The following is a 23816-nucleotide window of genomic DNA, read 5'->3' as shown; positions in this document are numbered from 1 at the left end:
CGTGTGAACACTCGACGGTACGTAGTTTGTGGTGTCGTTTCAGTTGCACTGCACAGTTTGGCGATTTGGGCTCAACCGCCCTCGCCTCAATTCACAATTAACGATGCCAATACGGGTAACCGTGTGGCTATCCAGCTCATTGCGTCGACGAAACAGGTACCAAAAGAGCCAGAGTCCGCTCCTGTCGAAGACCCGCCACAGCAAGAAACAACAAAGCCAGAACCTAAACCGGTTAAATCTCCTTCAGTAAAAAAGGAGCCACCAAAAAAGGCAGAAATCCAACCTCAGAAAAAGGTAAAACCAGAGGTCAACACGCCAAAAGAAACCAATAAAAAACCACTTGAGAAGGTGACGAAGAAGGAACGCAAAGAAGAGAAAACCAAGCCTCTTCCGCCGAAAAAACCAATAGAAAAACCAGAGGAAAAAACGGAAGAGATTGCTGAGGAGATAAGCGAAGAAAACCAGATGACTCAGGCAAAGTCATCTTCTCCTATGTTGGTCGAAAGACCCACATTTAAAGTCCGCCCTTCCCAACCTAAGTACCCGAGAATGGCAAAACGTAAAGGGATGGAAGGCACAGTGCTTATAGAAGTCTGGCTGGACGAAGAAGGCAATCAAACCAATCGCTCCTTACTGAAGAGTTCAGGGTTTGAATTGCTTGATGGCGCTGCAATGGATGCGGTGAAAAAGTGGCGCTTCAACGGCCACGAAGAAAACGGCGTCGCCTTGGCGCACAGAGTAAGAATTCCTGTTCGTTTTAATTTGGATTAATCATGTTCGACTTACAATTTTTCACGTCAATCCACGCTCAACTGGGCATAATGACCTGGCCTTTGACACTGCTTTCCGCACTCATGTTGATGCTAATCTTTGAGCGCATCGTTTTCGTTGTCATGAACACCAAAACGGGCAGCAAGCCTTTACAAAAAGAGATCTACTCACTTTCGCTGACCAATGACAAACAGCTTGAAACGTATGTAGAACGTCATCAGCAGGACAAAAGCACCCTATCCCAAGGGATCTGCATGCTGATCAATCATCGTCATTTCACTAAATCTTTGCGTGAAGAAGCTGTTTCTATCTGGCTGCAAAAGAAACGCCGTCAATTCACTGCTGGTCTCAAATTGCTGAACATTATTGGCGTGCTGAGTCCTTTGATTGGTCTGCTGGGAACCGTTGTAGGCCTGATTGAAATGTTTAAAGGACTTTCAGCCACACAAGGTGGTATTTCACCTGCAGAATTGGCCGATGGCTTGGGATTGGCGATGTCTACAACGGCAGCGGGTTTGCTGATTGCCCTACCAGCTATTGCTTCATCACAAGTTTTTGCGCTGTGGGCAGATCGCACACTGGCAAAAATTGAATACGTGCTGAACCACTTCAACCTGCATCTCGCCGGTGTTTCATTCGATGAAAGCGCGGATTGTCCGAAGCATTGCAAACCTTGCGCTGGTTCTGGCTCAGAGTCACAGAGGGAAAGCGCCGCATGATCCGCTCTCAACCAGAAAGTGAATCAACATCATTCACGCCGGATCTCACGCCGTTGCTGGACATTATTTTTATCGTGATGGTGTTTTTGCTGCTTACGGCAAACATCCAAATTAAAACCATGGATATCGCGATTCCCCAAACCAATGATTCAGAAGTTCTGGAATCTCCAAATCGTGAAGTTATCGCCATCAACGTGTTGAGTGGCGAGCCTTCATGGGCGCTTCAAGGTGAGCCTCTTCACGACTGGGAAACCTTTACGACACAGCTTCTGGAAGCTATTCAGCAAGCCCCTGATAAACCGGTGGTGATCGCAGCGGACAAACAAGCCAATGTGGAAAGCATGCTTAAAGTCCTCGCCTTCATGCAAAACAACAATATCAACGCCACCAATATTGTGATGGAAGAACAATGAAAAAGAATTTCAAACTTGGCGCAGCTGCGCTGCTTTTTACTGGCTTATTTACTTCATCGGCGTTCGCCCAGGATGCAAGGATCATCAGCGCTGGCTCAACCGTCACTGAACTTTTGTTTGCACTAGGCGCAGAAAAAGAAGTGGTTGCAGTAGATTTAACCAGCCGCCATTACCTTGATGGCAGAGAGATTCCCGTATTGGGTTATCACCGCCAGTTATCAGCCGAAGGCCTATTAGCACTAAGCCCTACCCATCTCGTGGGCTCGCCAGAGATGGGGCCGGAAACCACGTTGAACCTATTGAAATCGGCAAAAGTCGATGTTCAAAAGCTGCCAACAGGGACATCCATTGAAGACTTTAATCAGCGCGTGGATTCAGTCGCGTCGATTACTGGCACCGAAGTCAAAGGCGCTGAGATTAAAGCGGATGTAGCAAAGAAAATTGAAATGCTAAACGCTTCTGCACCTGAAAAACGCCCTTCAGTGATGTTCATGATGATGTCTGATGGCCGCCCATTGACCGTCGCGGGTGATGAAACCACGGTGAACACTGTGATCGAGCTGGCTGGCGGCATGAACCCTGCAGCCAAAGAAACCACCAGCTACAAGCCGCTGTCTACCGAGTCGATCGTAGAGATGCAGCCTGAATACATTCTGGTATCAGAACGCACCCTTTCGCAGGTTGGCGGTATTGAAGGTATGGTGAAACAGCAGCCTTTGTTAAGCGCAACACCCGCATTCAAGAACGACAACATAATCCCTATTTCTGGCTACGCAATTCTGGGTGGCTTTGGGTTGGCAAGCCTAGATCTCGCTACCGACCTTAACAAACGCATTGTGGCTGGTGAGTAGTACATTTCCATGAATGATTTGCTGACTCGCCGCGTTTCAGCGCGGTGGATGATGATCGTTTCTTCGATCTTGTTGTACATCACTGTCGTGAGCTCAATTACTTTGGGGCCGATGAATATAGGCTTCTCAGACAGTTTGAAAGCACTACTTCCCGTTCAATCGGACCTTCCTGACTATGTCTCTGTAATCATTCAGGAAGTCCGTTTACCACGTACTCTTCTGGCCATTGCTGTAGGCGGTATTCTTGCGATGTGCGGGACCGTCATGCAGGGGCTTTTCAGAAACCCACTGGCAGATCCCGGTATTATCGGGGTGTCTGCCGGTGCTTCCCTTGGAGCAGCCATTGCAATTGTTCTATTTGGTGGCGTGATTACCCATACGGCATTTCTGGTGCTGGGTACGGTTCCGGTATTTGCTTTTCTGGGTGGTGCGCTGACAACCTTCGCAATCTATTATATGGGCACCAGTAGTAACGGCACATCAGTCACCATCATGTTACTCGCTGGCGTTGCACTTGGCGCGATTGCCGGTGCTGGCATGGGGCTTCTTAACTATTTTGCAGACGATCAGGAACTTCGCGACCTTTCTCTTTGGACGATGGGCTCTTTAGCAGGCGCTTCATGGGATGCGATTGGGTTGGCTTTTGTTTCATTAGCCGTATTGGGCCTCCTGTTCCAACGCTACGCAAAACCTTTGAATGCCTTGCTGCTGGGTGAAGCTGAAGCCCGTCATCTAGGCATTAACGTCCAATCGCTCAAGCGCAATCTGATCCTTCTCACAGCTGCAGGCGTTGGCGTGACAGTTGCCCTTTCCGGCATGATTGGTTTTATCGGCCTTGTTGTTCCCCATATTGGACGCATGCTAACTGGCCCGGATCACCGCACTCTCATTCCGGTTTCAGCGATTTTAGGTGGTTTGGTACTGCTGGCATCAGACATGATCGCTCGCACCATTGTAGCACCACTTGAAATCCCGGTAGGCATTATCACAGCGGCTCTAGGGGCGCCTTTCTTCCTGGCATTGCTGCTTAAACAAAAAGGTCGTTTGGCATAATGGGTATTGATATTCGACAAGCGTCGCTCACGCTGGGTAACAAGGTTCTACTGGATAACTTCAGCACGTCTTTCAAATTGGGTGAGCTAACTATTATTCTTGGACCAAACGGAACCGGTAAAAGTAGCCTGCTTAAACTGATTAGCCGCGAATGGCCATGTAATGGCGAACTTCGCTTCTATGGAAAATCCGCGAAAGATTGGAAACCTGAACACCTCGCCGCATCGATGGGGATACTCCCGCAGTCCAGTAGCCTGACGTTCGCCTTCACTGCACGGGAAGTAGTTGAATTGGGCGGGCTGGCGTTGAGTGCATCCCAAGCCGAACTCGCTGAGATCGCATCTGAGAATATGGCAAAGACCGATGTACTTCATCTTGCTGACAGGCTTTACCCAAGCCTTTCCGGGGGCGAGAAGCAGCGCGTACACCTCGCCCGCGTGCTAACACAAATAGCAAAATCTCCAAGAGACACCATATTGATGCTGGATGAACCAACGAGTGCGCTGGATATTGGCCACCAACACAAGACTTTAAGCTTGGCGAAAGAGATGGCACAAGCCGGATCGGCGGTGATCGCCGTGATCCATGATCTCAACCTTGCTGCACAGTATGCAGACCGTATCTTAATATTAAATGAAGGAAAAATAGCGGCAGATGGCATCCCAACAGATGTGCTGACGCCTGAAATAATCGAGGAAGTCTACGGCTGGCCCGTCTCTGTTATGCCTCATCCAACGGGTGATTATCCTGTTGTACTGGCTTGACGTTAGCAAACTCTGTAAGCGGCCCTCTGATGAGGGCTTTTTTATATATGCTCACGTATACTAGCGCTAAACGAACACAAAACAAGGAACGACAAATGATTCGTACTGGCATAGTAGGATTTGGCTTTGCTGCCCAGACTTTCCATCTTCCTTTTCTCTCTATTCATCCAGATTTCGAACCCGTCGCGGTTGTTTCTTCAAATCATGATTTAGTGGCAGAGAAACTCCCCTCCGCGGCGTACTACTCAAACATTGAAGAAATGCTTCGTGATGCAGAGTTGGATTTGGTCATTATCACCACGCCAAACCACACGCACTTCGATCTTGCCAAACAATCGCTGGAAGCGGATTGCCATGTATTGCTCGAAAAGCCCTTTGTCGTGAACAGCGGACAAGGACTTGAGCTGATCAAAATCGCTAATGCTCGCGGTAAAATTCTTTGTCCTTACCAGAATCGACGCTGGGATGGTGACTTCCTTACAGTAAAAGCGTTGATTGAATCTGACGAACTAGGACAAGTTCGTGTATTCGAATCAAACTTCGACCGTTTTCGGCCTGAAGTTCGTCAACGCTGGCGTGAACAGGCAGGAGAAGGATCGGGCATTCTATATGACTTGGGTTCACATCTAGTAGACCAAGCGCTTCACTTGTTCGGCTCCCCCTTAGCGGTCACCGCTCATTGCAAAGCGATGCGTCCACAATCTCAAGCTACCGACTACTTCAAGATGACGCTGCATTACGCTGACAAAGAAGTGGTGTTGAATTCCAGCCCATACCGTTCAGGCAAAGGCTCTCGCTTTGTCGTTCAAGGAGACAAAGCGACTTTCTCATGCTTCGGTTTGGATATTCAGGAACAGCAATTGCGTGACGGTGTCACGGTAACGAATTCAGAATTTGGCCGCCAGCAACATATTGGAAAGCTTGAAATCGGTGACAACGTCACAAAGAAAGATATAGAATTGGAACACGGTTGCTACTCTGAGCTCTTTGCCAGCCTGGCATCCGCCATTTTGAACGGCACTACACCACCAATCGACCCTTATGACGCGGTAAAAGGTATTTACGCGTTAGAACTTGCCCAACATGCCTCAGAGGCAGGCAAGACAGAGCGATGGGAGTTTTAGGCTTCTACCAAAGCGCCGAGAAATTTCGGCGCTTTAATATCATCAACCAGTGTCATTTCTTCTTATCCTCTCCCTAAAGAAATTTGCCAAAATTCATCAAGTAACACCACGCTAATACTGAAAAGTCATGTTCAATCCAAATAGTTATAGTGCGTTATGATGGATGAATTAATTCCCTAAAAGTAAAAAGCCCGCATTCGCGGGCTCAATAATCAGTGACCAATTTGGTGTTACATCATGCTCTTAGCAAAAGAGTAAACCAGCATACCTGCAAGCAGCCAGAATACTGACAAATTAAACTTACGCAGAACCGTAAAGCCAACAATCACTGCCACGATGTCAGAAACACCATGCACGGCCGACATCCAAACTGGTTGGTAAAATGCTGCAACCAGAAGACCAACCACTGCTGCATTAATCAGTACCACGGAACCAGCAAACTTGTGATGGTTCATCACAGCCTGCCAAACAGGAATGGCAGCAAACAATAGCAATGCCCCAGGAAGAAATATCGCAATGGTTGCTACTGCACTGCCCAGGAGTGGATTGATCCCTTCCATTGAAGCACCAATGTAGCTCGCAATGGTAAACATCGGACCCGGAACCAACTGTGCGGCTGCGTAACCTTCAACCAAAGCATCCCCAGAAACCGAATCGCCAATCAAAGGTTGTAACAGTGGAAGTACAACGTGACCACCACCAAATACAAAGCTGCCAGCTTGATAGAAGTGATTAAACAGGCTGATAACCGGTGCAGTGCTCAGAGCAGGAAGTACCAATAGCGCAGCAAACACGCCGAAAAGAATGACTGTTTGCTTAATACCTGCTGGCTCTTTGGCTTCAGTCGCTACTTCTGGCTTACGAATAAACAACCAACCAAGAATACCGGCGATAAGTATTGGCATCGTTTGAGCCACAAGGCCAGTCTGCCAAAGGATCCAACCAGCAGAGGCCACACAAACAGAAAATGTGACAGCGTCACTGACAAACTTTCGTGCCATCGTCCAGATAGCATCAGCTACCACTACCACTGCCAACAGTTTTGCAGCAGAGATAAGTAGAGCCAACGCCGAAGACTCCCCTAGGCTCGCGCTGTACATAGCTGCTGCCGTTAATAAGGCAAAAGATGGGAAGGTAAAGCCAATAAAAGCGGCAATTGCCCCAATGTAGCCCGCGCGATGATAACCAATAAACATCCCTAGCTGACTGCTCGCAGGGCCAGGAAGGAACTGACACAAGCTCAGCGCTGTTGAGAATTTATCCTCTTCAATCCACTTACGCTTTTCAACAAACTCTCTTTGAAAATAGCCAATATGAGCGACAGGACCACCAAAGCTCATACATCCCAGCACAAAGAAACGAAACAGTACTTCTAACATCCGAAAACAAACCTCCTTAATGAACCAGGCCATTGATGAGTTTCACATCAAATACCTGAATTTCTGCCGCAATTTTAAATCTCATGCCCCATGAATAGAAACAATTCTTATCAATCCTTCATATCGATTTGATTAATTCTCTATTTAGTCATGTTCACGATCTATTCAAAGTAACGACAAAAGATCCTCTAGATCTGTAGGTTTACAACAAATGTACGTTAGTACTCACTTACATGGACTCGTATTGTTTCCACTTGAAAACAAACCATATAAAGCATTGTTATAAAATAACTTTTCAAAATCAAAACCAAGAATTTGGCTATCAACTCATTTCGTAAGTCCCTTTCAGAACACGATCTGGAATCTGTTTTGGGCAGGTTCAGCACTAGAGTGCGGATCATTGAACACAATCCTTACGCAGCTTCTTCTAGCCTTTTGGTTGAATGAATTTTTGATGACAAAAGCGCAGAAAAACGTTTTTCATGCCCCTCCTCTCCAAATTGAAGGAATGTTGGCAGAGACCTACTACCTTCAAATTTAAATAAAGGAGTTTCATCTGCTTGTGACAACGTCACTCAATGAATTCGGAAGAGATGTGATACGCTATCCGCCTCTCGATAACTAACGAAAATTCCATATGTTAGATAACCTTCAGCAAATGGTGGTCCTTGCGACTGTAGCGCATGAACAGCACTTCACCCGTGCTGCCGAGTACCTTGGGATTTCAAAGTCTCAAGTCAGTAAGCAAATTCGCTATCTCGAAGAACGATTAGGTGTTCAGCTGGTTCAAAGAAATACCCGCTCTGTTGCCCTAACCGAAGCCGGCGAGCAATATGCAGCCTTCGGGCGCCAGATTGTCGAAACCATGCAAGACGCTGAAGCCATGGTTGCTGGTTTTAGAAATGAGGTTTCTGGAAGATTAAAGGTTGGCGTTGCTCAGTCATTTGGTAATGCCCAGATCACAAAGTTACTTTCTACATTTCAAGCACAGTTTCCTGCCCTCGAGTTGGAAGTACATTTATTCGATCACCGTCCAAACCTTGTTGAAGATGGATTTGATTGTTGGCTGGCTATTCATGAAGCACCACCAGAAGGAATGGTTGCGAGAAAACTGGGCGACTGCCAGTTTAAGTTGGTAGCCTCACCGGCATACATTGAGGCAAACGGTTCACCCAAACACCCATCCGACCTTCGCGAACATAACTGTATTACCTATCAAAGTGTCCAGCGCACTTATGATCAATGGCCATTTCAACGAGATGGTAGCGAGCAATCAGTGACTGTCAGAGGATCTTACCGTATCAACAATGCCCCAGCGGTTTTGGAAGCGACCAAATCAGGTGTAGGTATCGCTTATATCGCTACTTATCTATTAGATAGTGAAATTGAAAACGGTGAATTAAAAGTATTAATGAAGGATTGGAAGCCGACAATGAAGCTACCTGTTTATGCGGTCTATCCACGCCGAGAATACCTGGCACCCAAGGTTAGACACTTCGTAGACTTCCTTTCGGAAAATATTCGAGTCGTTTAAGCTGATAAAGTAAAAGGGGATGTGACAATGTCACACCCTCTTTTCTATCAATAAATCAATGTTATGCGTCAGCTTTTTTGTCGGTTGGCATGGCGTACATTGCCTTGACGATCTTAGCTACGCCTTCAGGCAATGAAGAAAGCTTGCTATCAAACTGGGCGCGGTCACTATCAGTGATTGAGCTGTGCTCTTTGCCCGCAGCAATGTAGTTTGCTGGGAACAAGTGATAGTTTTGATAAATCTGGCGATCAATTTCTGCAGCCAGCGCTTCAGGTGAATCGAACTCGTTACCTATCACGTCACCAAACTCGACATGGATTCTGCGTTTCTGGCCAACAATACCCTGAACGATGCTTTCGATATCTTCAAACTCACCTTTTTCATATCCACCTTCTTGCTGCTTACGGTAAAGCTCGTTCGCTTTTGCTGCATCACATGGATCGTTTTCGTAAGAGATAGTCACCGGAACAATACGCAGCGAAGCCACATAATCAGCGAATTCAATTTTCTGGCGACGCCCTTCCATGAAGAACATTTTCAAAATCGCAGGATCAGTTTTATCGTTGCCGTCTTTTGCACGACCTTCTCTCTGAGCAATCCAGATAGACTGCTTCTCATCCAAAGAGGCTTTGATGTAAGCAGATAACTGACCCAACGCCTTCATCATTTCTCTTGGGCCTTTCGCAGAGCGCTTAACGATGAAACTCTTATTCAGTTTCATCAGTTCAGTTGCGCAAGGCTTTTTAAGCAGGTTGTCACCAATGGCGATGCGAACCGTATCAAACTGATTCTCATGCAGACACCAGTTGACCATCGCTGGGTCCATCGCAATATCGCGGTGATTAGAAACAAACAAATAGCTGTTGTTAGGATCCAATTTGTCCAAACCACTTGTCGTCAAACCTTCTGACGTACTTTTAATCATTGAGTCCATGTATGTAGCGATATGGAGCTGAACGTCGCGAACAGTTTTGATTTTGTTCCACTTGGAATGTAGGTATCGCTTCAAGATTGGTTTAAGGAGCCAACCTGCTATGCCAGAAAACTGTGGAAAGCGGTACTTTAAAATGGCTGAGATGAATTCTTCATCTTCGATCAGACGATCAATCGCACCAGGCACTTCATCGTCATTGTATGGACGAATTTCTAAGAAAGGATCGTTAGTTTGTTGCACGTGATTCTACTTGCTCCGATAAAAACCGCGCCATTTTACGCGGATATAGGATTTCGAACATTGTTTTAATCAGCATTATACAGAGGTTGGAGGTCTTACCTCATTTCCCTTGCTAATGATTGTAACAATGCGGAGGATTTTTGGACAACAAAGCACGACTAAACCCTCTCTTTGCTTGATCTCATTTTGAAAACCCAACACTATGTGCGCCTCGCAATGAGAGAAAGTTAAAATGAAGCAAGCCATAGAATATTTTTACCAAAAAGCTGACTACCTAAATGTCGGCCCTCGAAAAAAACAGCCTCAGTCTTCCTATATTTTGGTTCACCAAGGTTTAGTTCTAATCCGCCTTGGCAAAGTAGAACTCCCGGTTTGTAAGGGACAAGGCTTCTGGCTACCTTCCGGTTGCCTGAGTGCGGTCACCGTATTACAAAACTCCGTGATTTCTTCTTTTGATTTCTCTGTTCGATCCACAGTATCAATGCCTAATTCAGCTGGTTATGTTTTGCCATCTTTGTTGGTAGCGGGTATTGCGGAGCAACTGGGGCAAACGGTCGACAATAGCTGGGATGGTGCATATGGCAGGTTGCTGCGCTGCGCGCGCGATTACTTCTCTTCTGTCACGCCGGATGACAAGTATGATACCAAGACCTTGCAGTTAGCAGATGCCATAGCCCGCCTTGATGGCAGCGAACGACTCAAGTGCAGTGAAGTTCTGCAATGTACAGGCTATGGTGAAGACCAGATTGCGCTGCAACTGAAAGTAAGAGACTGTGTAAAGAAAATGAAGTCGGGCAAGAAACTGACAAACATTGCACAGCAAGCATCAATGCCTGAAAAGGAGCTGATGCTGCTGATAGAAAGAACGGTTGGTGTTATTTAATTGGCACCTGCATTTGCAGTAGAAACTCGGTATTGGTGTCTTCATGCCATCGCATATCCAACCGATACCGGGTATCGCTGCTATTAGATTCAGTGGTAAAACTGAAGTTCAAACCGTGGTTTAAAATCCAATCTTCCATTCCAATCTCAGTAAAGCTTTGCTTTTGATACTCTTCCGGTTTCCAAACACCAAACCCGTAGTATGAGGCTCCAGTTTGTGTGGAAAGGAAGTGTGGTATGTCCCAATCATGCTTCCAGCTGTCCCAGATAGTTGGTATTACCTGATCTTCCACCTGCCATTCAATCACGCTGCGATTTTGCGATTGTGAAAAGTTGATGGATTCAACGACATCTACATCGTCAATGGCATTGCCGGATTCAATAAAAGCAGCCGAAACAAATGACGGCGTAACAATAAAAGCAGCCGCCATCAATTTTGGTATCAATATAGAAATCATGAGTATGCATCTTCCCTTGCTCTATCGTGCGCCTCCAAATTGCCTATCGCGTCGGGATTTCGCTCAAGGCTATATCAAAAAATCTGCGCCGATAAAGTCATTGTTTCTTATAACTGGCTGAAGTCTTCAGACCTCAATTTGTTAGCCAGTGCTGGCGTGGTCAGGTCATCAATGGATTCCCCTGCCAGCAATCGCTCCCTGATCGTCGTACTCCTGACGGGTAGACTCTCAGGACAAGCAAGTACGTTCCATCTTTGCAAAATCTCTGCCGATTTGTGGAACTTGGAGAAGTTTAAAAGATTATCAGGCCCAAGTACGAAGGTGAGATCAGAATTGGGATGTTGCTGCTGAATATGGTTAAGCAAAGCCCAAGTAGTCACAGATTCTTCTGCGTATAAGGTTTCTTCTTCTCGGTAAAGCGTTAAATTTTCACAGTTTGAGTCATCAATGAAATCACTGACCCATTCACAGCGCTTAGAAAAATCTGCCATTTGTTTACCCCAAGCATGAGCATAACTTGGCACTAATAAAACGCGGTCGAAATGACTCAATCGCTGGACGACGCTGAGGTGCCCAAAACTAGGTGGGTTAAATGCGCTGCCAAAGATGGCAATGTTTTGCCGTAATTCCGTTTTACTCATTTCTTCTTGTATTGTTCTGCATCCATTCTCTATTGATAACCGATTCAATCAGCCCCCTTCAATCTATTTGCAGCGAAATCGAGATTGGATGAACAAGAAACCATCTGCCTAGCCTGTTTTTGCATCATTTTGGTGAGAAGAACACATGACCCACGCTCTAAAACGGGGAAATCTTCGCTAAGAGAAGTTTGAGATAAGAATGATCATGATTTTGCGCGTAGGATGTTGCAGAATAAACAAAACATGTCACAAGGGTCTGTCTTGAAATGGAACAAGCTATCCGCGAAGAAATGCGAGTATTGCCAACAATCGATGCTGAATTTGAAGTTCAGCGTCGTATCACCTTCATCAAAAACCGTTTGAAAGCCTCTGGCACAAAATCTTTGGTTTTGGGCATCAGTGGCGGCGTCGACTCTTCCACATGTGGTCGTCTAGCGCAATTAGCCGTTGAACAACTGAATGAAGAAACAGGTTCATCTGATTATCAGTTCATTGCTGTGCGTTTACCTTACGGTGTTCAGAAGGATGAAGATGAAGCCCAGTTGGCACTAAGCTTTATCCAACCAACACACTCTGTCAGCGTGAACATTAAAGATGGTGTTGATGGCTTGCATGCTTCAACACTGACCGCGCTGGACGGCACCGGTTTGATTCCAACAGACAATGCCAAGGTCGATTTCGTTAAGGGTAATGTAAAAGCACGTGCTCGTATGGTCGCACAGTACGAAATCGCAGGCTTGGTTGGCGGCTTGGTGCTGGGAACAGATCACTCTGCTGAGAACATCACCGGCTTCTATACCAAGTTTGGTGATGGTGCTTGTGATTTAGCGCCTCTGTTTGGCCTAAGCAAACGTCAAGTTCGCCAGTTAGCTGCTCATTTAGGTGCACCTGAACTCTTAGTAGTAAAAACACCTACCGCTGACCTTGAAGAGCTGTCACCACAGAAAGCAGATGAAGATGCACTTCAACTGACTTACGACGAAATTGATGATTTTCTGGAAGGCAAAGCTGTTGAAGATCGCGTGAAAGATCGTTTGGTGGCTATCTACAATGCCACACAGCACAAACGCCAGCCAATCCCGACTATTTACGACGACGAATAAACTCGTCTTTAACAACAAAAAGCGCTCTTGATGAGCGCTTTTTGTTTGTCTGCAGTATCTGATACCAATCGTAGTAAATATCTGTTCATCCTAGCTTGTTAAAATGCTCGATAACTGCGTTGGGAAATTTGACTGTAGAATAACTACTTATCGAAATTTCCCGCCTTATTCTCGAGCATTTTTCCTGCGCTATTTCTGATCACCTACTTACTGTGATTGGTATGAGATTTAATATCGGGCTATCTTGTCCCCGACTTCAATCAGCATATCCAATTCCCACCAAATCATTTCACACAAGCCATATCGATAGGCAGCTTTGCGAAATTCAGAATGTTCCTTCTGATACATCAAGAATTTTGCCGGATGGAAAAGCCGGCAGGCTTTCACATTGGATAATCGATCGCAAGCTTTGACGATCAATGCTAGTTTCGCGGCTTCATCGGTCTCATCAAGTTGGAGAAAACGCTGATTGAGTTGTCGCTTTTTCTCTCCTCTGTCACCCGCCACCGGATCCGTAAGGTAACTGACAGACAACGCAATCTTATCGCCAAAATCTTGGACTAACTCATCGACGCTTGTCGTTGTGTCTTCCAGCACATCGTGCAGTTGAGCCACGATCATTGCGTTGATCCCAAACGGTTGTGCCAGTTTTTCTACATCATCTAAATGCACGTGGTACGGAAATTCTCCGTAACGTTGCCCTTCGTGACGAGCACGAGCGAATGTCTTTGCCAGCATTAACCGATCGTTCAACGTCGCTCCTTTATCTTGCTTATTCCCATATAGAAAAAATGGTTAAAAATCTTGCCTCTAGGATAACGTCAAGCCAGAAAAAGAAAACGGCCATTTATTGGCCGCTTTCACATTAATCATCTTTTTTCGACGCTTCGCGCTCTCGAATCTCATTGGCCACTAACATGATGGCCTCACCGCTGCTCATGCCCTGTGCCATTAAAGCGTGAATACGCTCGGCTGCTTCTTGTTGTTCAGCATGGCTCAGTGTTGGCATACCGTTCATTGTCGACCTCGAAATCACTCTGTTTCAGAAGTCGCACATTCTACTGCCAATTACCTTAGAAGGTAAATGCCAGTTGTGCAGAACCGCCATAGCTATTGCTATCAATGAGCTGGGCAGCAAGATCAAAGTGAACGGTATTGAATGGCGATAAGCCAAGGCCGAGCGTGACTGTACCATCCAAGGTGTCTTCCAAATCGTTGATGTACCCTGCTCTGAGCTGAGCCCAACCGAACGCATTAAACTCAGCGCCTAGACGCACTAGCTGAGTATTGTCGACAATAGCTGGACCACTTGGCGCTGAGAAGCGTTTTTGTTCATTCAGGTCCACATCAATAGCTGCAACAAAAAGGTCTGTAACAAACGCACCACCCACGGTATAAAGTGGCTCGATATGATAGGTGTACTCACGCGTGTAGTTTACGGTTTTGATTTCCTGTGAAATCAGGTTTTTTGCTGCAAAACCAACACGGAAAAGTCCTGTTTGCCATACTGCACCTAGATCTACGTTAAACGCACTTTCTTCGGTACGGTTAGCATCTGAATCCCAGTCGTCCCCTTCGAAGTTATTGATGTCAACTTCATAGTGGTAGGTGTAATACTGCTGGGTTTTAGGTGTCACACCGACAGCAATACGCTGACCTGCAAGTTCAAGGTTACCCGCCAGAGCCAAACCTACATCTACAACGCCAAATGCCAAAACACGACCTTTGGACGTTAATGAAGAAGGTACATCACCAGAGCCTGTTGTGCTACTGATCGCGTCAACATCCGCTTGAGATACTTCCGGTATAACGATGGCCTCTGTATAGCCTTTCACAAAAAAGTTGCCTGATATTGTCGATGTTGGCACTGCAATCGCGCCACCAATACCTCCACTTACATAAGCTAGCTTATTGTTTAAATTACTCAATGCATTAGCGGCATTATCGCGATTTTCAGTATTTGTCGGATCATTGGTAAATGTGTCATAGACATCCCCAAAATCTTCCATGGCGTCTACCAGTTCATCTGGGTCACGAACCTGAATACCAATAACGGGGAAAAGCACACCGAATGCGCTATCAGGATCCATCGCAACGAGCGCAGGGTTATGAAAGCCGGCAGAAAGGTAATCCGCGGCGGCCGTACCAGCACCACCCATTGCATCAATTCGGGTATCAATACTGTAGTTAGCAGACAGCGCAGGCAGGGAAGTCAGCGCAATGCTGAGTGCAAGTAAGCTCTTTTTCATGGCAAGAATTCCATCTCAATGGTTCAAAGGCGGGAGACACGGTGAGCATGTGTACTCAAAAACGGCATTGTGTCTACTTTCTATACAAATCGTAGTAGAAGCCAATTGGCAATAAAGAGACAATTCTTGAAGGTGTGACAGTACTCAAAAGTATGTGTTGGTTTATTGATAGAAGATCAAAGAAATAAAGTTAAGAAACCTATTCTTGATTGGGCTTTAAAGAAAGTTCTCTGAGATCAATATCAGGCAAATCAATAAATCTGGCGATTCTTTGAACATCCTCAAACAAGATTGCCCCCTGCCACCGCCTTTCTATCAGAGCGACAGAGAACCAATATTGTCCGTTCGGGACATCAATCACTGGCAATGAGGTAGGAAGGTTTTTGTCCTTTTCATCAGACCATATAGGTGCATCCTGCCCCACGTCGGTCTGATAGAGATTCATCGACAAGAAAGGTCTAGGACAGGTGCTTTTTAAGTCTGTCGGCGGTGCGATCCGCCAGCTGCGACTGTCTTTCCAACTGATTTTCTGAATGGGCTCAGGCTGTGACACCAGCACCCAGGAAGACCAGCTCTCACCTTCGGTTGACGTAAGTTCAAGCTTATAAAGACCAGCATGAACAGCACCAGAGAGCCCTTCTATATCTAGTTTGAAACGGTTAGCGTTGTCCGGGGTTAAATTCGAGACCACCAGTTTAGTATCTGGCCACTCCGAAAAGGTGACGTTAGCGACGCCAGAATCTGACGAGCCATAGATAGAAAACTGATAGTAGACCCTGTTCGGTGTCTGCACCGTTTCACGACGAATGACAACCGCTTGAAGCCATTTCGGTAATGACAAAGTACTTAAGCTTCTGCCGCAATCCTCGCTGATTGCTAGAGACAGTAACTCAGTCAGGTGTCTTTGTTCTGTATCCGTTTTTTCCTGTTGCCAAGCTTCAATCATGGCTTCAAAGCTTTGGGCGGTATTCCCCTCAAGCAAGCGCTGGTGGGCAGACGTCAGCGCGTCTGAACCACTGAACCACGCAGCAGAGCTTCCAAACGGAAGCATCAGGAATACAAAGAGAGATACCGCCTGCTTCATCAGTGCATTTTCATCCGGTAACCAACACCACGCAGTGTTTCGATCTCTACCTCGGGCAACTTTTGGCGGAGCTGCAGCACGTGAGTGTCGACCGTACGAGTCGTTGGGTAATGGTTGTAACCCCAAACCTGATCCAGAAGCTCATCACGAGTGAATACACGACCCGCGTTTTTGGCGAGAAATGCCAGCAAATCAAATTCAGTTCGCGTCAGGATAACTTCACTTTCAGAGCAAATAACTGAACGTGTAGAAAGGTTAATTCTCAGCTTACCGACCGCAATGTCGTCAGCTACACTCTCCCCTTCAGTAACAGGACGGCGAAGATGCACGCGAATTCGCGCCAGCAGTTCTGCTTCTGCAAAAGGTTTAGTCATGTAGTCAGTCGCGCCTGAGTCTAGGCCACCAACGCGATCACGAACCGACACCATCGCCGTTAGCATAATGATCGGTACGTCTTTAATTTTTTTCCATGCCGGCAGCCATTCCATAGAATCGCCTTCCGGTAGTTGACGATCCAAAACTACAAGATCAGCCTGCGCCCAAAGCGCTTCAACTTTACTTGCACAATCTGCGTACAAGCATTTGTATCCGTTTTGTTCCAAGCTGGCGAGAAGACCATCCGCCAGGTTAGCATCATCCTCAACCAGCAACAGAGTCGTTTGTTGGGTCACAAGGTATCTCCAAAGTAAATGTGGTTGGCGGCCCAGACAATGTCAGCCTGCCCCCCATTCTTTCTATCATTGCTTCAACAATTGTCAGACCAAGCCCGAGGCCTTTTTCGCTGACAAAAGGTTTTCGAATTGTTTTCCAGTCTTTCGCGGTCAACCTTCCCTGATCCTGCACTCGGATAGCGAGTTGACCGTTATTAATTTCGGCAAACACCACGACGGGTGTTTTCCCGTATTTTTTGGCATTGCTTATAAGGTTGTCGAGTGATGTCGTCAACCAGTAAATGTTGACCGCTATCGGTCCATCTTCTTTGACCTGCAATTCTACCTGACGCTCTTCACAGAGGTAACCAAGCCAATCTTTCAAGGAAGGAATGCTCTCTCTGACAAGTTGCTGCTGGTTTGACTGCAGGTAATCTTTGCTTGCCTCGGCCAATTGTTTCAGACGCATAGAATCTTCACAAAGGCGACGAAACTCATCATAAAGAGGCTCTGGCAGACTGTCGAATTTTCTGCGGAAACCTTCTACCGTCATCCCCAGGCTCGCGATCGGCGTACGCAGTTCATGTGTCAGGATTTGAAGTACCAGCATTCTTTCTTGCATCAGGCGTCTTTTTACCGTCCACCGGTTAAACACCCAACCAGCAATCCAGAGCAAGTTGATGACAGCAAGAATCACAACCAACTGTGACCAATATGAGGGCGCTTGCTTCTGATTCCAACACACATTACCAATGCGGGATAAACAGAACCCATTGTCGTCAATCGAAGAGGCAAGCAGGTGTTGTTTTTCAAGCAGGGGTAACCATACATCCGAGCTATAAACCTTGTATTGGCTACCTTCTCTAAGCCACAAATCATCGCCTGAAAGAATGGACTCTGCCCCGCCATTCAGCGCATTGATGCCGTTTTCTGGCATACGCTGCAAACGGCCAAGCAAGGTTTCAGGTGGTGATAACAACCGTTCTTTGATGTGAAAAAAACGAAGTAACTCATCGCGGCGGTCCGGGAATTTCTCAACGTACTTCGCCGCGTAACTGCCTCCTCCCGGATGAATGAGATTAGAACGGGAGAACCAAACCGATGGAAGTTGAGTGTTGAAACACATCGCTCGGGTAAACACCAATGGATCGGTGACCAGAGGGCTCACAGGCCAAGGCCCTTTGCATTTTTCGGAGGATTGATAAAGACGTTTTAGATCTTTAAGCGGATAGTTGGCTGATTGAGGTAGCAAGCTATCAGGGACAAGCAGCGCTTTTGGGTATTCGCTGTGGATAGCGTTTAATGCATAAGTAGCGATCGGACGTTCAGCCAATAGCGAAAGCCTGAACGCACTGAGCTGTTCAGGGAACGACACATTTGCCCAAGCGTGTGAGCTAAGCAAGGTAAGAAAAACAATCAGAAACTTTTGCATGGCATGAGGTTACCACCAAAATATTTCACAATGTCAGTAGTTTGTAAGAGTCTATGCAAGAAGTCGCGCTAATTGCTGTTTTCTCGCACAAAAAAGGCCAGCAAGATGCTGGCCTGATTCATTCAGAGTATGCGGTTAGATCGCTTTAGAGATAGCGTCCACACTCTCTTTGGCGTCACCGAATAGCATTGCCGTGTTCTCTTTGAAGAACAGCGGGTTTTGAACACCAGCGTAACCTGTGTTCATTGAACGCTTGAATACGATAACGTTCTTCGCATTCCACACTTCAAGAACTGGCATGCCAGCGATTGGGCTGTTTGGATCTTCCATTGCTGCCGGGTTAACCGTGTCGTTCGCACCGATAACAAGAACTGTGTCTGTTTCTGGGAAATCTTCGTTGATTTCGTCCATTTCCAGAACGATGTCATACGGTACCTTTGCTTCCGCGAGCAGTACGTTCATGTGGCCCGGCAAACGACCCGCAACAGGGTGGATACCAAAGCGAACGTCAACACCTTTAGCGCGAAGCTTTTCAGTGATTTCGTGCACTGGGTACTGTGCTTGAGCAACAGCCATACCGTATCCAGGAGTGATGATCACAGAGCGAGAGTCTTTCAGCATTTCTGCAACTTCATCAGCTGACACTTCACGGTGCTCGCCGTACTCAACATCAGACGACACTGAGATTTCCTGACCGAAACCACCAGCAATAACACTGATGAAAGAACGGTTCATGGCCTTACACATGATGTAAGACAGAATTGCACCCGACGAGCCTACCAGTGCACCGGTAACGATCAACAGATCGTTTGCTAGCATGAAACCTGCCGCCGCTGCTGCCCAACCTGAGTATGAGTTCAGCATTGAAACGACAACCGGCATATCTGCGCCACCGATTGATGCCACAAGGTGATAACCGAATGCAAAAGCAATCAATGTCATCACAAGCAGCGCAAACATGCTGCCGTCTGCCTTCACGAAGTAAACCATCAGCAGTGTTGAAATCACAACCGCCGCCAGGTTCATCTTGTGCTTGTGTGGCAAGTTCAAAGGAGAAGACGAAATGATACCGCGTAGCTTACCAAACGCGACAATCGAGCCTGTGAAAGTCACTGCACCAATGAACACACCCAAGAACACTTCCACCATGTGAATAACGTGTTCAGTGTGTGCAAACTCGCCAGCGTATACTGGTGGCTCTAAGTAGCTGTTGTAACCGACCAAAACGGCAGCCATACCTACAAAGCTGTGTAGGATCGCAACCAGTTCTGGCATTTCAGTCATTTCTACGCGTTTGGCGTAGTAGATACCGATAGCACCACCAATCACCATAGCGATAAAGATCCAAGAAAGACCTTCAGCGTATGGGCCAAAGATGGTCGCGATGAGCGCGATACTCATACCAGCGATACCAAAGTAGTTACCTGATCGTGCTGACGTTTGCTTTGATAGGCCAGCAAGGCTCAGGATGAAAAACAATGCAGCAACGATATAGGCTGCTTGTGCTAGTCCTGCAGACATTCTTTGCTACTCCTATTAATCTTTACGGAACATTTCAAGCATGCGCTTGGTGACTGTGAAGCCGCCAAAGATATTGATGCTTGCAATGAGAACGGCGATAAAGGCGAGGAAAGAAACCACACCGTTGCCTTGACCAATTTGGAGTAGCGCGCCCACAACGATAATGCCGGAAATGGCGTTCGTTACAGACATCAACGGAGTATGCAGAGCATGTGTCACGTTCCAAACTACGTAGTAACCGACCACACAAGCCAATACAAAGACTGTGAAGTGGGAAAGGAATGCTGGCGGTGCAACCGAAGCCACCCAACCAAATGCACCAAGACCCACAGCCAGTGCAGCAATTTTCTTCACTGGTGATGTTGGTTCTTCGACTTTCTCTTCTTTAGGAGCAATCGGTTCTGCTTTCGCTTGAGGTTGAGCAGACACTTGAATTGGTGGCGCAGGCCAGGTGATTTCGCCGTCTTTTACGACAGTCACGCCACGCAGAACCACATCTTCAAAGTCGATATCGATGTTGCCGTCTTTTTCTTTGCAAAGCAGCTTCATCAGGTTAACCAGGTTCGTACCGTAAAGCTGTGACGATTGCGTTGGCAGACGACCAACCATGTCTGTGTAACCGATAACTTTAACGCCGTTATCTGTTACAACCACTTTATCTGCTTCTGTATATTCGCAGTTACCGCCGTTCGCTGCAGCGAGGTCAACAATGACGCTGCCCGCTTTCATCGAATCAACCATCTCTTTGGTCACCAATTTTGGTGCCGGACGGCCTGGGATCAAAGCGGTAGTAATGATGATATCAACGTCTTTGGCTTGCTCAGCGTAAAGCTCAGCAGCTTTTTTATTGAAGTCATCAGACATTTCTTTTGCGTAGCCATCGCCACTGCCCGCTTGTTCCTGAAAATCGACTTGCAGGAACTCAGCACCCATACTTTCAACCTGCTCTTTTACTTCAGGACGAACGTCGAACGCGCGAACAATTGCACCAAGGCTACCCGCTGCGCCGATGGCTGCCAGACCAGCAACACCAGCACCAGCCACAAATACTTTTGCTGGCGGCACTTTACCTGCTGCAGTGATTTGGCCTGTGAAAAAGCGACCAAATTCGTGGGCGGCTTCTACCACTGCTCGATAGCCGGCAATGTTTGCCATAGAACTCAATGCGTCCAGCGCTTGTGCACGAGAAATGCGCGGCACAGAATCCATCGCCATAACATTGATTTTTTTGGAGGAAAGATCTTGCATCAAGGCTTCATTCTGGGCTGGCCAGATAAAGCTAATGAGCGTCGCGCCCTCTTTGATCAGATCAATTTCGTTAATTCCAGCCGCGTCGTCTTTGTGCGGGGCGTTAACTTTGAAGATAATGTCAGATTGCCAAACAGTGTCGGCATCAACGATTTTCGCTCCGGCCTGCTCGAAAGCAGCATTGTCAAAACTCGCCAGTTGACCAGCATCCTTTTCGACAACAACTTCGAAGCCCATTTTTAATAACTGCTCAACCGTTTTCGGTGTGGCAGCAACTCGCGTTTCATGCGCAAGTATTTCTTTTGGAACACCAATTTGCATAGTTAGTCCCTGACTATTGGCAGTGTAAGTAATCTGTTTGTAGCGAACTGAAAAAGCTTAATCAACAGTTTTGTAGGAAAAATACTAAAATAATCGATTAGCAAGCCCTTAACGAGGCAATTTTAATGACTTTTAGTAAAAAAATAACGCCATTTAGTTAAGGCCAGAGGTCAGACCTGATTCGAGGCGCTACGACTAACATGCTGATTTAATACTTATTAACTTCCCATTCACCTACATTTTTGCGACGTTCCGTATCCTTACGAACCGCTGGTGTACTTTTTGACCGAAATCCAACGTTTTTGCTTTGATCTCGGTCAGTTCCAATGAATTCAAATGCGCTGGGCATTAGGGCTCGTTCAATCAAAACATTCTTTCGCCCATTTGATCGATAAATAATTGAGACTTCTTGAGCATCAGTTCATTCGCCCCTTCTTCTGAAGGCAGAAGGTCTGAGCGAATGAAGCTGTGAGTTTTCAACTCACCATCGATTTCTTTGCAAATGCGCCCATTAATTCGATATTGGCCACCTTCTGATTTCGCTTCTGGATAAATCAGATAACCTTTGTATTCGGTTGCCTCAGTTTCTTTCGTTGGTTTTTCTTTACTACTGAATAACCAGTCAAAAAGTCCCACGTTAAATCACTCTCAATATTTGAATCAAATCAGTAAATCATAGTGACGAAACGCCCAGTTTTTGTCCAGTACACAAATGGGGAAAATTGAGGTAGGAGCACGATAAATTGTTGAGGTGAAGAAAATAAAAAAGCGCTGACCTCATAGCCAACGCTTTTCTTCTTTTCGTATATCGAATTGTACTATTAGCGGATCAGCCCGATATCGCGCTTGATGTGCTCTGGAAGTTCATTCGTTGAACGAACTGCTTTATTCAGATCACGTTTGCGCACTACGTCCATCGCATGGGCAATCAATCCTTTGAAAGAAACCGCATAGTTTTTCTGCACTTTTTCTACAGAAGCAACTGCTGGAGCGAAGTTAACTGCCTGTGTCATAACCGCCTCACTATGTGATTGTCTTTACTGAGTAAATTCTAATCATTTGCTCATAGCAGATAAAATGACTTAATTTGCTCTTATCAATTAGTTTTTCTTATTCGAAAATGATAATTCGGTCACCATGCAATGAGTAAAATCGGGTGCTAATTTGATTTAGAACAAACACATAGAGTAGAAACAAGCATTATTAATAGTTATTTATCAATTTCATTTCAGTTTGTTAACATCTGATTTTAACAAACATGACGAGACCACCTTGCTTGCATTCCTAAGTAAACATTCCTCTGTTCTTCTTATCGCTGCCGCCTTTGCCGGTTTTGCATTGCCAGAACTTTCTGAATCTGCTCTGCCATACCTCCCCTATGTACTATTTACTCTCATGCTGTTTACCTTGATGGGTATTGACCAGCGTGCACTCGTCAAATCGGTAGCTGACAAAGAGGCATGGCTTTACGCGCTGGTTCATAGTGGCGTCACGACACTGACGGTCACCGCTATTGGTACCGTGTTTGGAGCAAGCACCGAGCTCATGATGGCTGCCACCGCCGTTTGTGCGACAGGCACCCTGTTTGCGACCCCAGCCATTGTGCGTTCGGTTGGGTTTGAGCCCTTAAAAGCGATGGCTTTTACCATTACCAGCACATTGATAATGCCCGTTGCGCTTTATATCAACCTTGCCCTCTTCAGTGCGGATGAATTCTCTCTCGATCTTCAAGATTATTGCATCAGGCTCGTCATATTCATTTTTGGTCCAATGTTGTTCTCCTACTTGGTTCACCAATCAATACCCGAAGAACGTTTAGCACGTATTCATGGAAAGCTGGCACAATTCACCATCATTCTGGTCTTTAGCTTTCCTTTTGGCTTAACCGGTCAATATCGTTGGCTATGGGATAGCGATAGATCTTTTGCCATCACCATGCTGTTTATTGCAGTGGCAATTTGCGTTTTGTTTTTCATGATCGGTCTAGCAATCTATTGGCATAAAGGCAGATCAGAGGCATATGTGGCGGCAATCACATCAGGGAATAGAAATGTATTACTCACCTACTCTGTTGCGGGTACTTTCTTAGGGCCTTTGTATTTGCCGTTGATTGGAGCGCTGCAACTTCCTATCTATGTGCAGCCGATACTGGTGAAACTATTTTTGAAGAGAGACGGGAAGAGAACCGCTAAAGCATAGATTCATGCTGAAGCGTGAGCATTACCCGAGCAACACGCAGTGCCTGCCACTGGGTTTGTTTTGATGTTATCGCCTGAATGGGCCCTGATTCAGGCAAGCTTGCTGATCTTTCGCTTAAAGACCTGCCGCAGGCACGAAGTAAACCAGTGATGCCCAGGCAGCAATCCAGAAAGCGATAAGTCCGAAATCCATCCAATCACGTTTTTCCACCATGACTTCCCCCTTAAACAACATCTTTGTTTATAT

General features: G+C 46.3%; 25 protein-coding genes. 11 read left to right on the top strand and 14 right to left on the bottom strand.

Translation table 11 applies throughout. From position 1 onward, the window contains the following. Nucleotides 1-3: 3 nt before the first annotated feature. The 7 genes from QL223_RS03640 to QL223_RS03610 all read left to right on the top strand — a co-directional run bounded on the left by QL223_RS03640 (nt 4) and on the right by QL223_RS03610 (nt 5695). Entirely contained in the window at nt 4-771 is a 768-nt protein-coding gene (locus QL223_RS03640; RefSeq protein WP_281543938.1) for an energy transducer TonB, read from the top strand. Between the two features lie 2 nt (nt 772-773). Further along, on the top strand, nt 774-1490 hold the full coding sequence (locus QL223_RS03635; protein WP_281543937.1) for a MotA/TolQ/ExbB proton channel family protein: 717 nt from the start codon (nt 774-776) through the stop codon (nt 1488-1490). After that, complete coding sequence (locus QL223_RS03630; RefSeq protein WP_281543936.1) at nt 1487-1903, top strand: biopolymer transporter ExbD; 417 nt, start codon at nt 1487-1489, stop codon at nt 1901-1903. Before QL223_RS03635 ends, QL223_RS03630 begins: the two co-directional genes overlap by 4 nt. After that, nucleotides 1900-2754 (top strand): ABC transporter substrate-binding protein, encoded by an 855-nt coding sequence (locus QL223_RS03625; protein ID WP_281543935.1) that lies wholly within the window; start codon nt 1900-1902, stop codon nt 2752-2754. Before QL223_RS03630 ends, QL223_RS03625 begins: the two co-directional genes overlap by 4 nt. Nucleotides 2755-2763: 9 nt before the next feature. Continuing rightward, nucleotides 2764-3807, top strand: a complete 1044-nt coding sequence (locus tag QL223_RS03620; protein ID WP_281543934.1) for an iron ABC transporter permease — start codon at nt 2764-2766, stop codon at nt 3805-3807. Continuing rightward, entirely contained in the window at nt 3807-4571 is a 765-nt protein-coding gene (locus QL223_RS03615; protein ID WP_281543933.1) for a heme ABC transporter ATP-binding protein, read from the top strand. The genes QL223_RS03620 and QL223_RS03615 overlap by 1 nt, the downstream gene beginning before the upstream one ends. Nucleotides 4572-4666: 95 nt before the next feature. Next, a complete protein-coding gene (locus QL223_RS03610; protein ID WP_281543932.1) occupies nt 4667-5695 on the top strand; it encodes a Gfo/Idh/MocA family oxidoreductase in 1029 nt (342 codons plus the stop codon). A gap of 230 nt (nt 5696-5925) precedes the next feature. On the opposite strand, the gene chrA is transcribed toward QL223_RS03610, so the two are convergent. After that, complete coding sequence (chrA, locus tag QL223_RS03605) at nt 5926-7074, bottom strand: chromate efflux transporter (protein ID WP_281543931.1); 1149 nt, start codon at nt 7072-7074, stop codon at nt 5926-5928. Between the two features lie 637 nt (nt 7075-7711). Here chrA and QL223_RS03600 point away from each other — a divergent pair. After that, nucleotides 7712-8608: a LysR family transcriptional regulator gene (locus QL223_RS03600; RefSeq protein WP_281543930.1), complete on the top strand. Its 897-nt coding sequence runs from the start codon at nt 7712-7714 to the stop codon at nt 8606-8608. Nucleotides 8609-8669: 61 nt separating this feature from the next. On the opposite strand, the gene QL223_RS03595 is transcribed toward QL223_RS03600, so the two are convergent. Next, nucleotides 8670-9782, bottom strand: a complete 1113-nt coding sequence (locus tag QL223_RS03595; protein ID WP_002535885.1) for a 1-acyl-sn-glycerol-3-phosphate acyltransferase — start codon at nt 9780-9782, stop codon at nt 8670-8672. Nucleotides 9783-10014: 232 nt separating this feature from the next. On the opposite strand from QL223_RS03595, the gene QL223_RS03590 reads away from it, so the two are divergent. Beyond that, nucleotides 10015-10665 carry a hypothetical protein gene (locus tag QL223_RS03590; RefSeq protein WP_281543929.1) on the top strand — a complete coding sequence of 217 codons (651 nt, stop codon included), beginning with the start codon at nt 10015-10017 and terminating at the stop codon, nt 10663-10665. On the opposite strand, the gene QL223_RS03585 is transcribed toward QL223_RS03590, so the two are convergent. Together QL223_RS03585 and QL223_RS03580 are read right to left on the bottom strand one after the other, a co-directional pair. Next, a complete protein-coding gene (locus QL223_RS03585; RefSeq protein WP_002535887.1) occupies nt 10658-11122 on the bottom strand; it encodes a hypothetical protein in 465 nt (154 codons plus the stop codon). The genes QL223_RS03590 and QL223_RS03585 overlap by 8 nt on opposite strands. Nucleotides 11123-11229: 107 nt before the next feature. Next, nucleotides 11230-11763, bottom strand: coding sequence for a nicotinate-nicotinamide nucleotide adenylyltransferase (locus QL223_RS03580; protein ID WP_281543997.1), 534 nt, complete (start codon nt 11761-11763; stop codon nt 11230-11232). Nucleotides 11764-12029: 266 nt separating this feature from the next. On the opposite strand from QL223_RS03580, the gene nadE reads away from it, so the two are divergent. Continuing rightward, nucleotides 12030-12866 carry an ammonia-dependent NAD(+) synthetase gene (gene nadE, locus QL223_RS03575; RefSeq protein WP_281543928.1) on the top strand — a complete coding sequence of 279 codons (837 nt, stop codon included), beginning with the start codon at nt 12030-12032 and terminating at the stop codon, nt 12864-12866. A 228-nt stretch (nt 12867-13094) separates the two neighbouring features. Here the strand turns inward: nadE and QL223_RS03570 are convergent, their stop codons facing one another. The 10 genes from QL223_RS03570 to QL223_RS03525 form a co-directional block, all read right to left on the bottom strand. After that, nucleotides 13095-13619 carry an HD domain-containing protein gene (locus QL223_RS03570; RefSeq protein ID WP_002535890.1) on the bottom strand — a complete coding sequence of 175 codons (525 nt, stop codon included), beginning with the start codon at nt 13617-13619 and terminating at the stop codon, nt 13095-13097. A gap of 112 nt (nt 13620-13731) precedes the next feature. Then, the gene (locus QL223_RS03565; RefSeq protein ID WP_002535891.1) at nt 13732-13884 is read right to left on the bottom strand and encodes a YoaH family protein; all 153 of its coding nucleotides are present in this window, start codon (nt 13882-13884) and stop codon (nt 13732-13734) included. 55 nt (nt 13885-13939) lie between these two features. Continuing rightward, nucleotides 13940-15115 (bottom strand): conjugal transfer protein TraF, encoded by a 1176-nt coding sequence (traF, locus tag QL223_RS03560; protein ID WP_281543927.1) that lies wholly within the window; start codon nt 15113-15115, stop codon nt 13940-13942. A gap of 199 nt (nt 15116-15314) precedes the next feature. Next, the gene (locus QL223_RS03555) at nt 15315-16199 is read right to left on the bottom strand and encodes a DUF2861 family protein (RefSeq protein ID WP_281543926.1); all 885 of its coding nucleotides are present in this window, start codon (nt 16197-16199) and stop codon (nt 15315-15317) included. Beyond that, nucleotides 16199-16870 (bottom strand): response regulator transcription factor, encoded by a 672-nt coding sequence (locus QL223_RS03550; protein WP_165011527.1) that lies wholly within the window; start codon nt 16868-16870, stop codon nt 16199-16201. The genes QL223_RS03555 and QL223_RS03550 overlap by 1 nt, the downstream gene beginning before the upstream one ends. After that, nucleotides 16839-18281: a DUF3404 domain-containing protein gene (locus tag QL223_RS03545; protein WP_002535895.1), complete on the bottom strand. Its 1443-nt coding sequence runs from the start codon at nt 18279-18281 to the stop codon at nt 16839-16841. The genes QL223_RS03550 and QL223_RS03545 overlap by 32 nt, the downstream gene beginning before the upstream one ends. Nucleotides 18282-18416: 135 nt before the next feature. Next, nucleotides 18417-19802 (bottom strand): Re/Si-specific NAD(P)(+) transhydrogenase subunit beta, encoded by a 1386-nt coding sequence (gene pntB / locus QL223_RS03540; protein ID WP_046306412.1) that lies wholly within the window; start codon nt 19800-19802, stop codon nt 18417-18419. A 15-nt stretch (nt 19803-19817) separates the two neighbouring features. After that, the gene (gene pntA, locus QL223_RS03535; protein ID WP_002535898.1) at nt 19818-21371 is read right to left on the bottom strand and encodes a Re/Si-specific NAD(P)(+) transhydrogenase subunit alpha; all 1554 of its coding nucleotides are present in this window, start codon (nt 21369-21371) and stop codon (nt 19818-19820) included. Between the two features lie 363 nt (nt 21372-21734). Then, complete coding sequence (locus QL223_RS03530) at nt 21735-22007, bottom strand: HlyU family transcriptional regulator (protein WP_002535899.1); 273 nt, start codon at nt 22005-22007, stop codon at nt 21735-21737. A 185-nt stretch (nt 22008-22192) separates the two neighbouring features. Beyond that, nucleotides 22193-22384, bottom strand: coding sequence for a hypothetical protein (locus tag QL223_RS03525; protein WP_002535900.1), 192 nt, complete (start codon nt 22382-22384; stop codon nt 22193-22195). Nucleotides 22385-22643: 259 nt separating this feature from the next. Here QL223_RS03525 and QL223_RS03520 point away from each other — a divergent pair, with 259 nt between their 5' ends. After that, nucleotides 22644-23570 carry a hypothetical protein gene (locus QL223_RS03520; protein WP_281543925.1) on the top strand — a complete coding sequence of 309 codons (927 nt, stop codon included), beginning with the start codon at nt 22644-22646 and terminating at the stop codon, nt 23568-23570. Nucleotides 23571-23816: the final 246 nt, after the last annotated feature.

The organism is Grimontia sp. SpTr1 (genome assembly GCF_947387585.1).
GTDB lineage: Bacteria > Pseudomonadota > Gammaproteobacteria > Enterobacterales > Vibrionaceae > Enterovibrio > Enterovibrio indicus.
The sequence above is the reverse complement of the archived record's forward strand: the minus strand, read 5'-3'. Positions and strand labels throughout refer to the sequence as shown.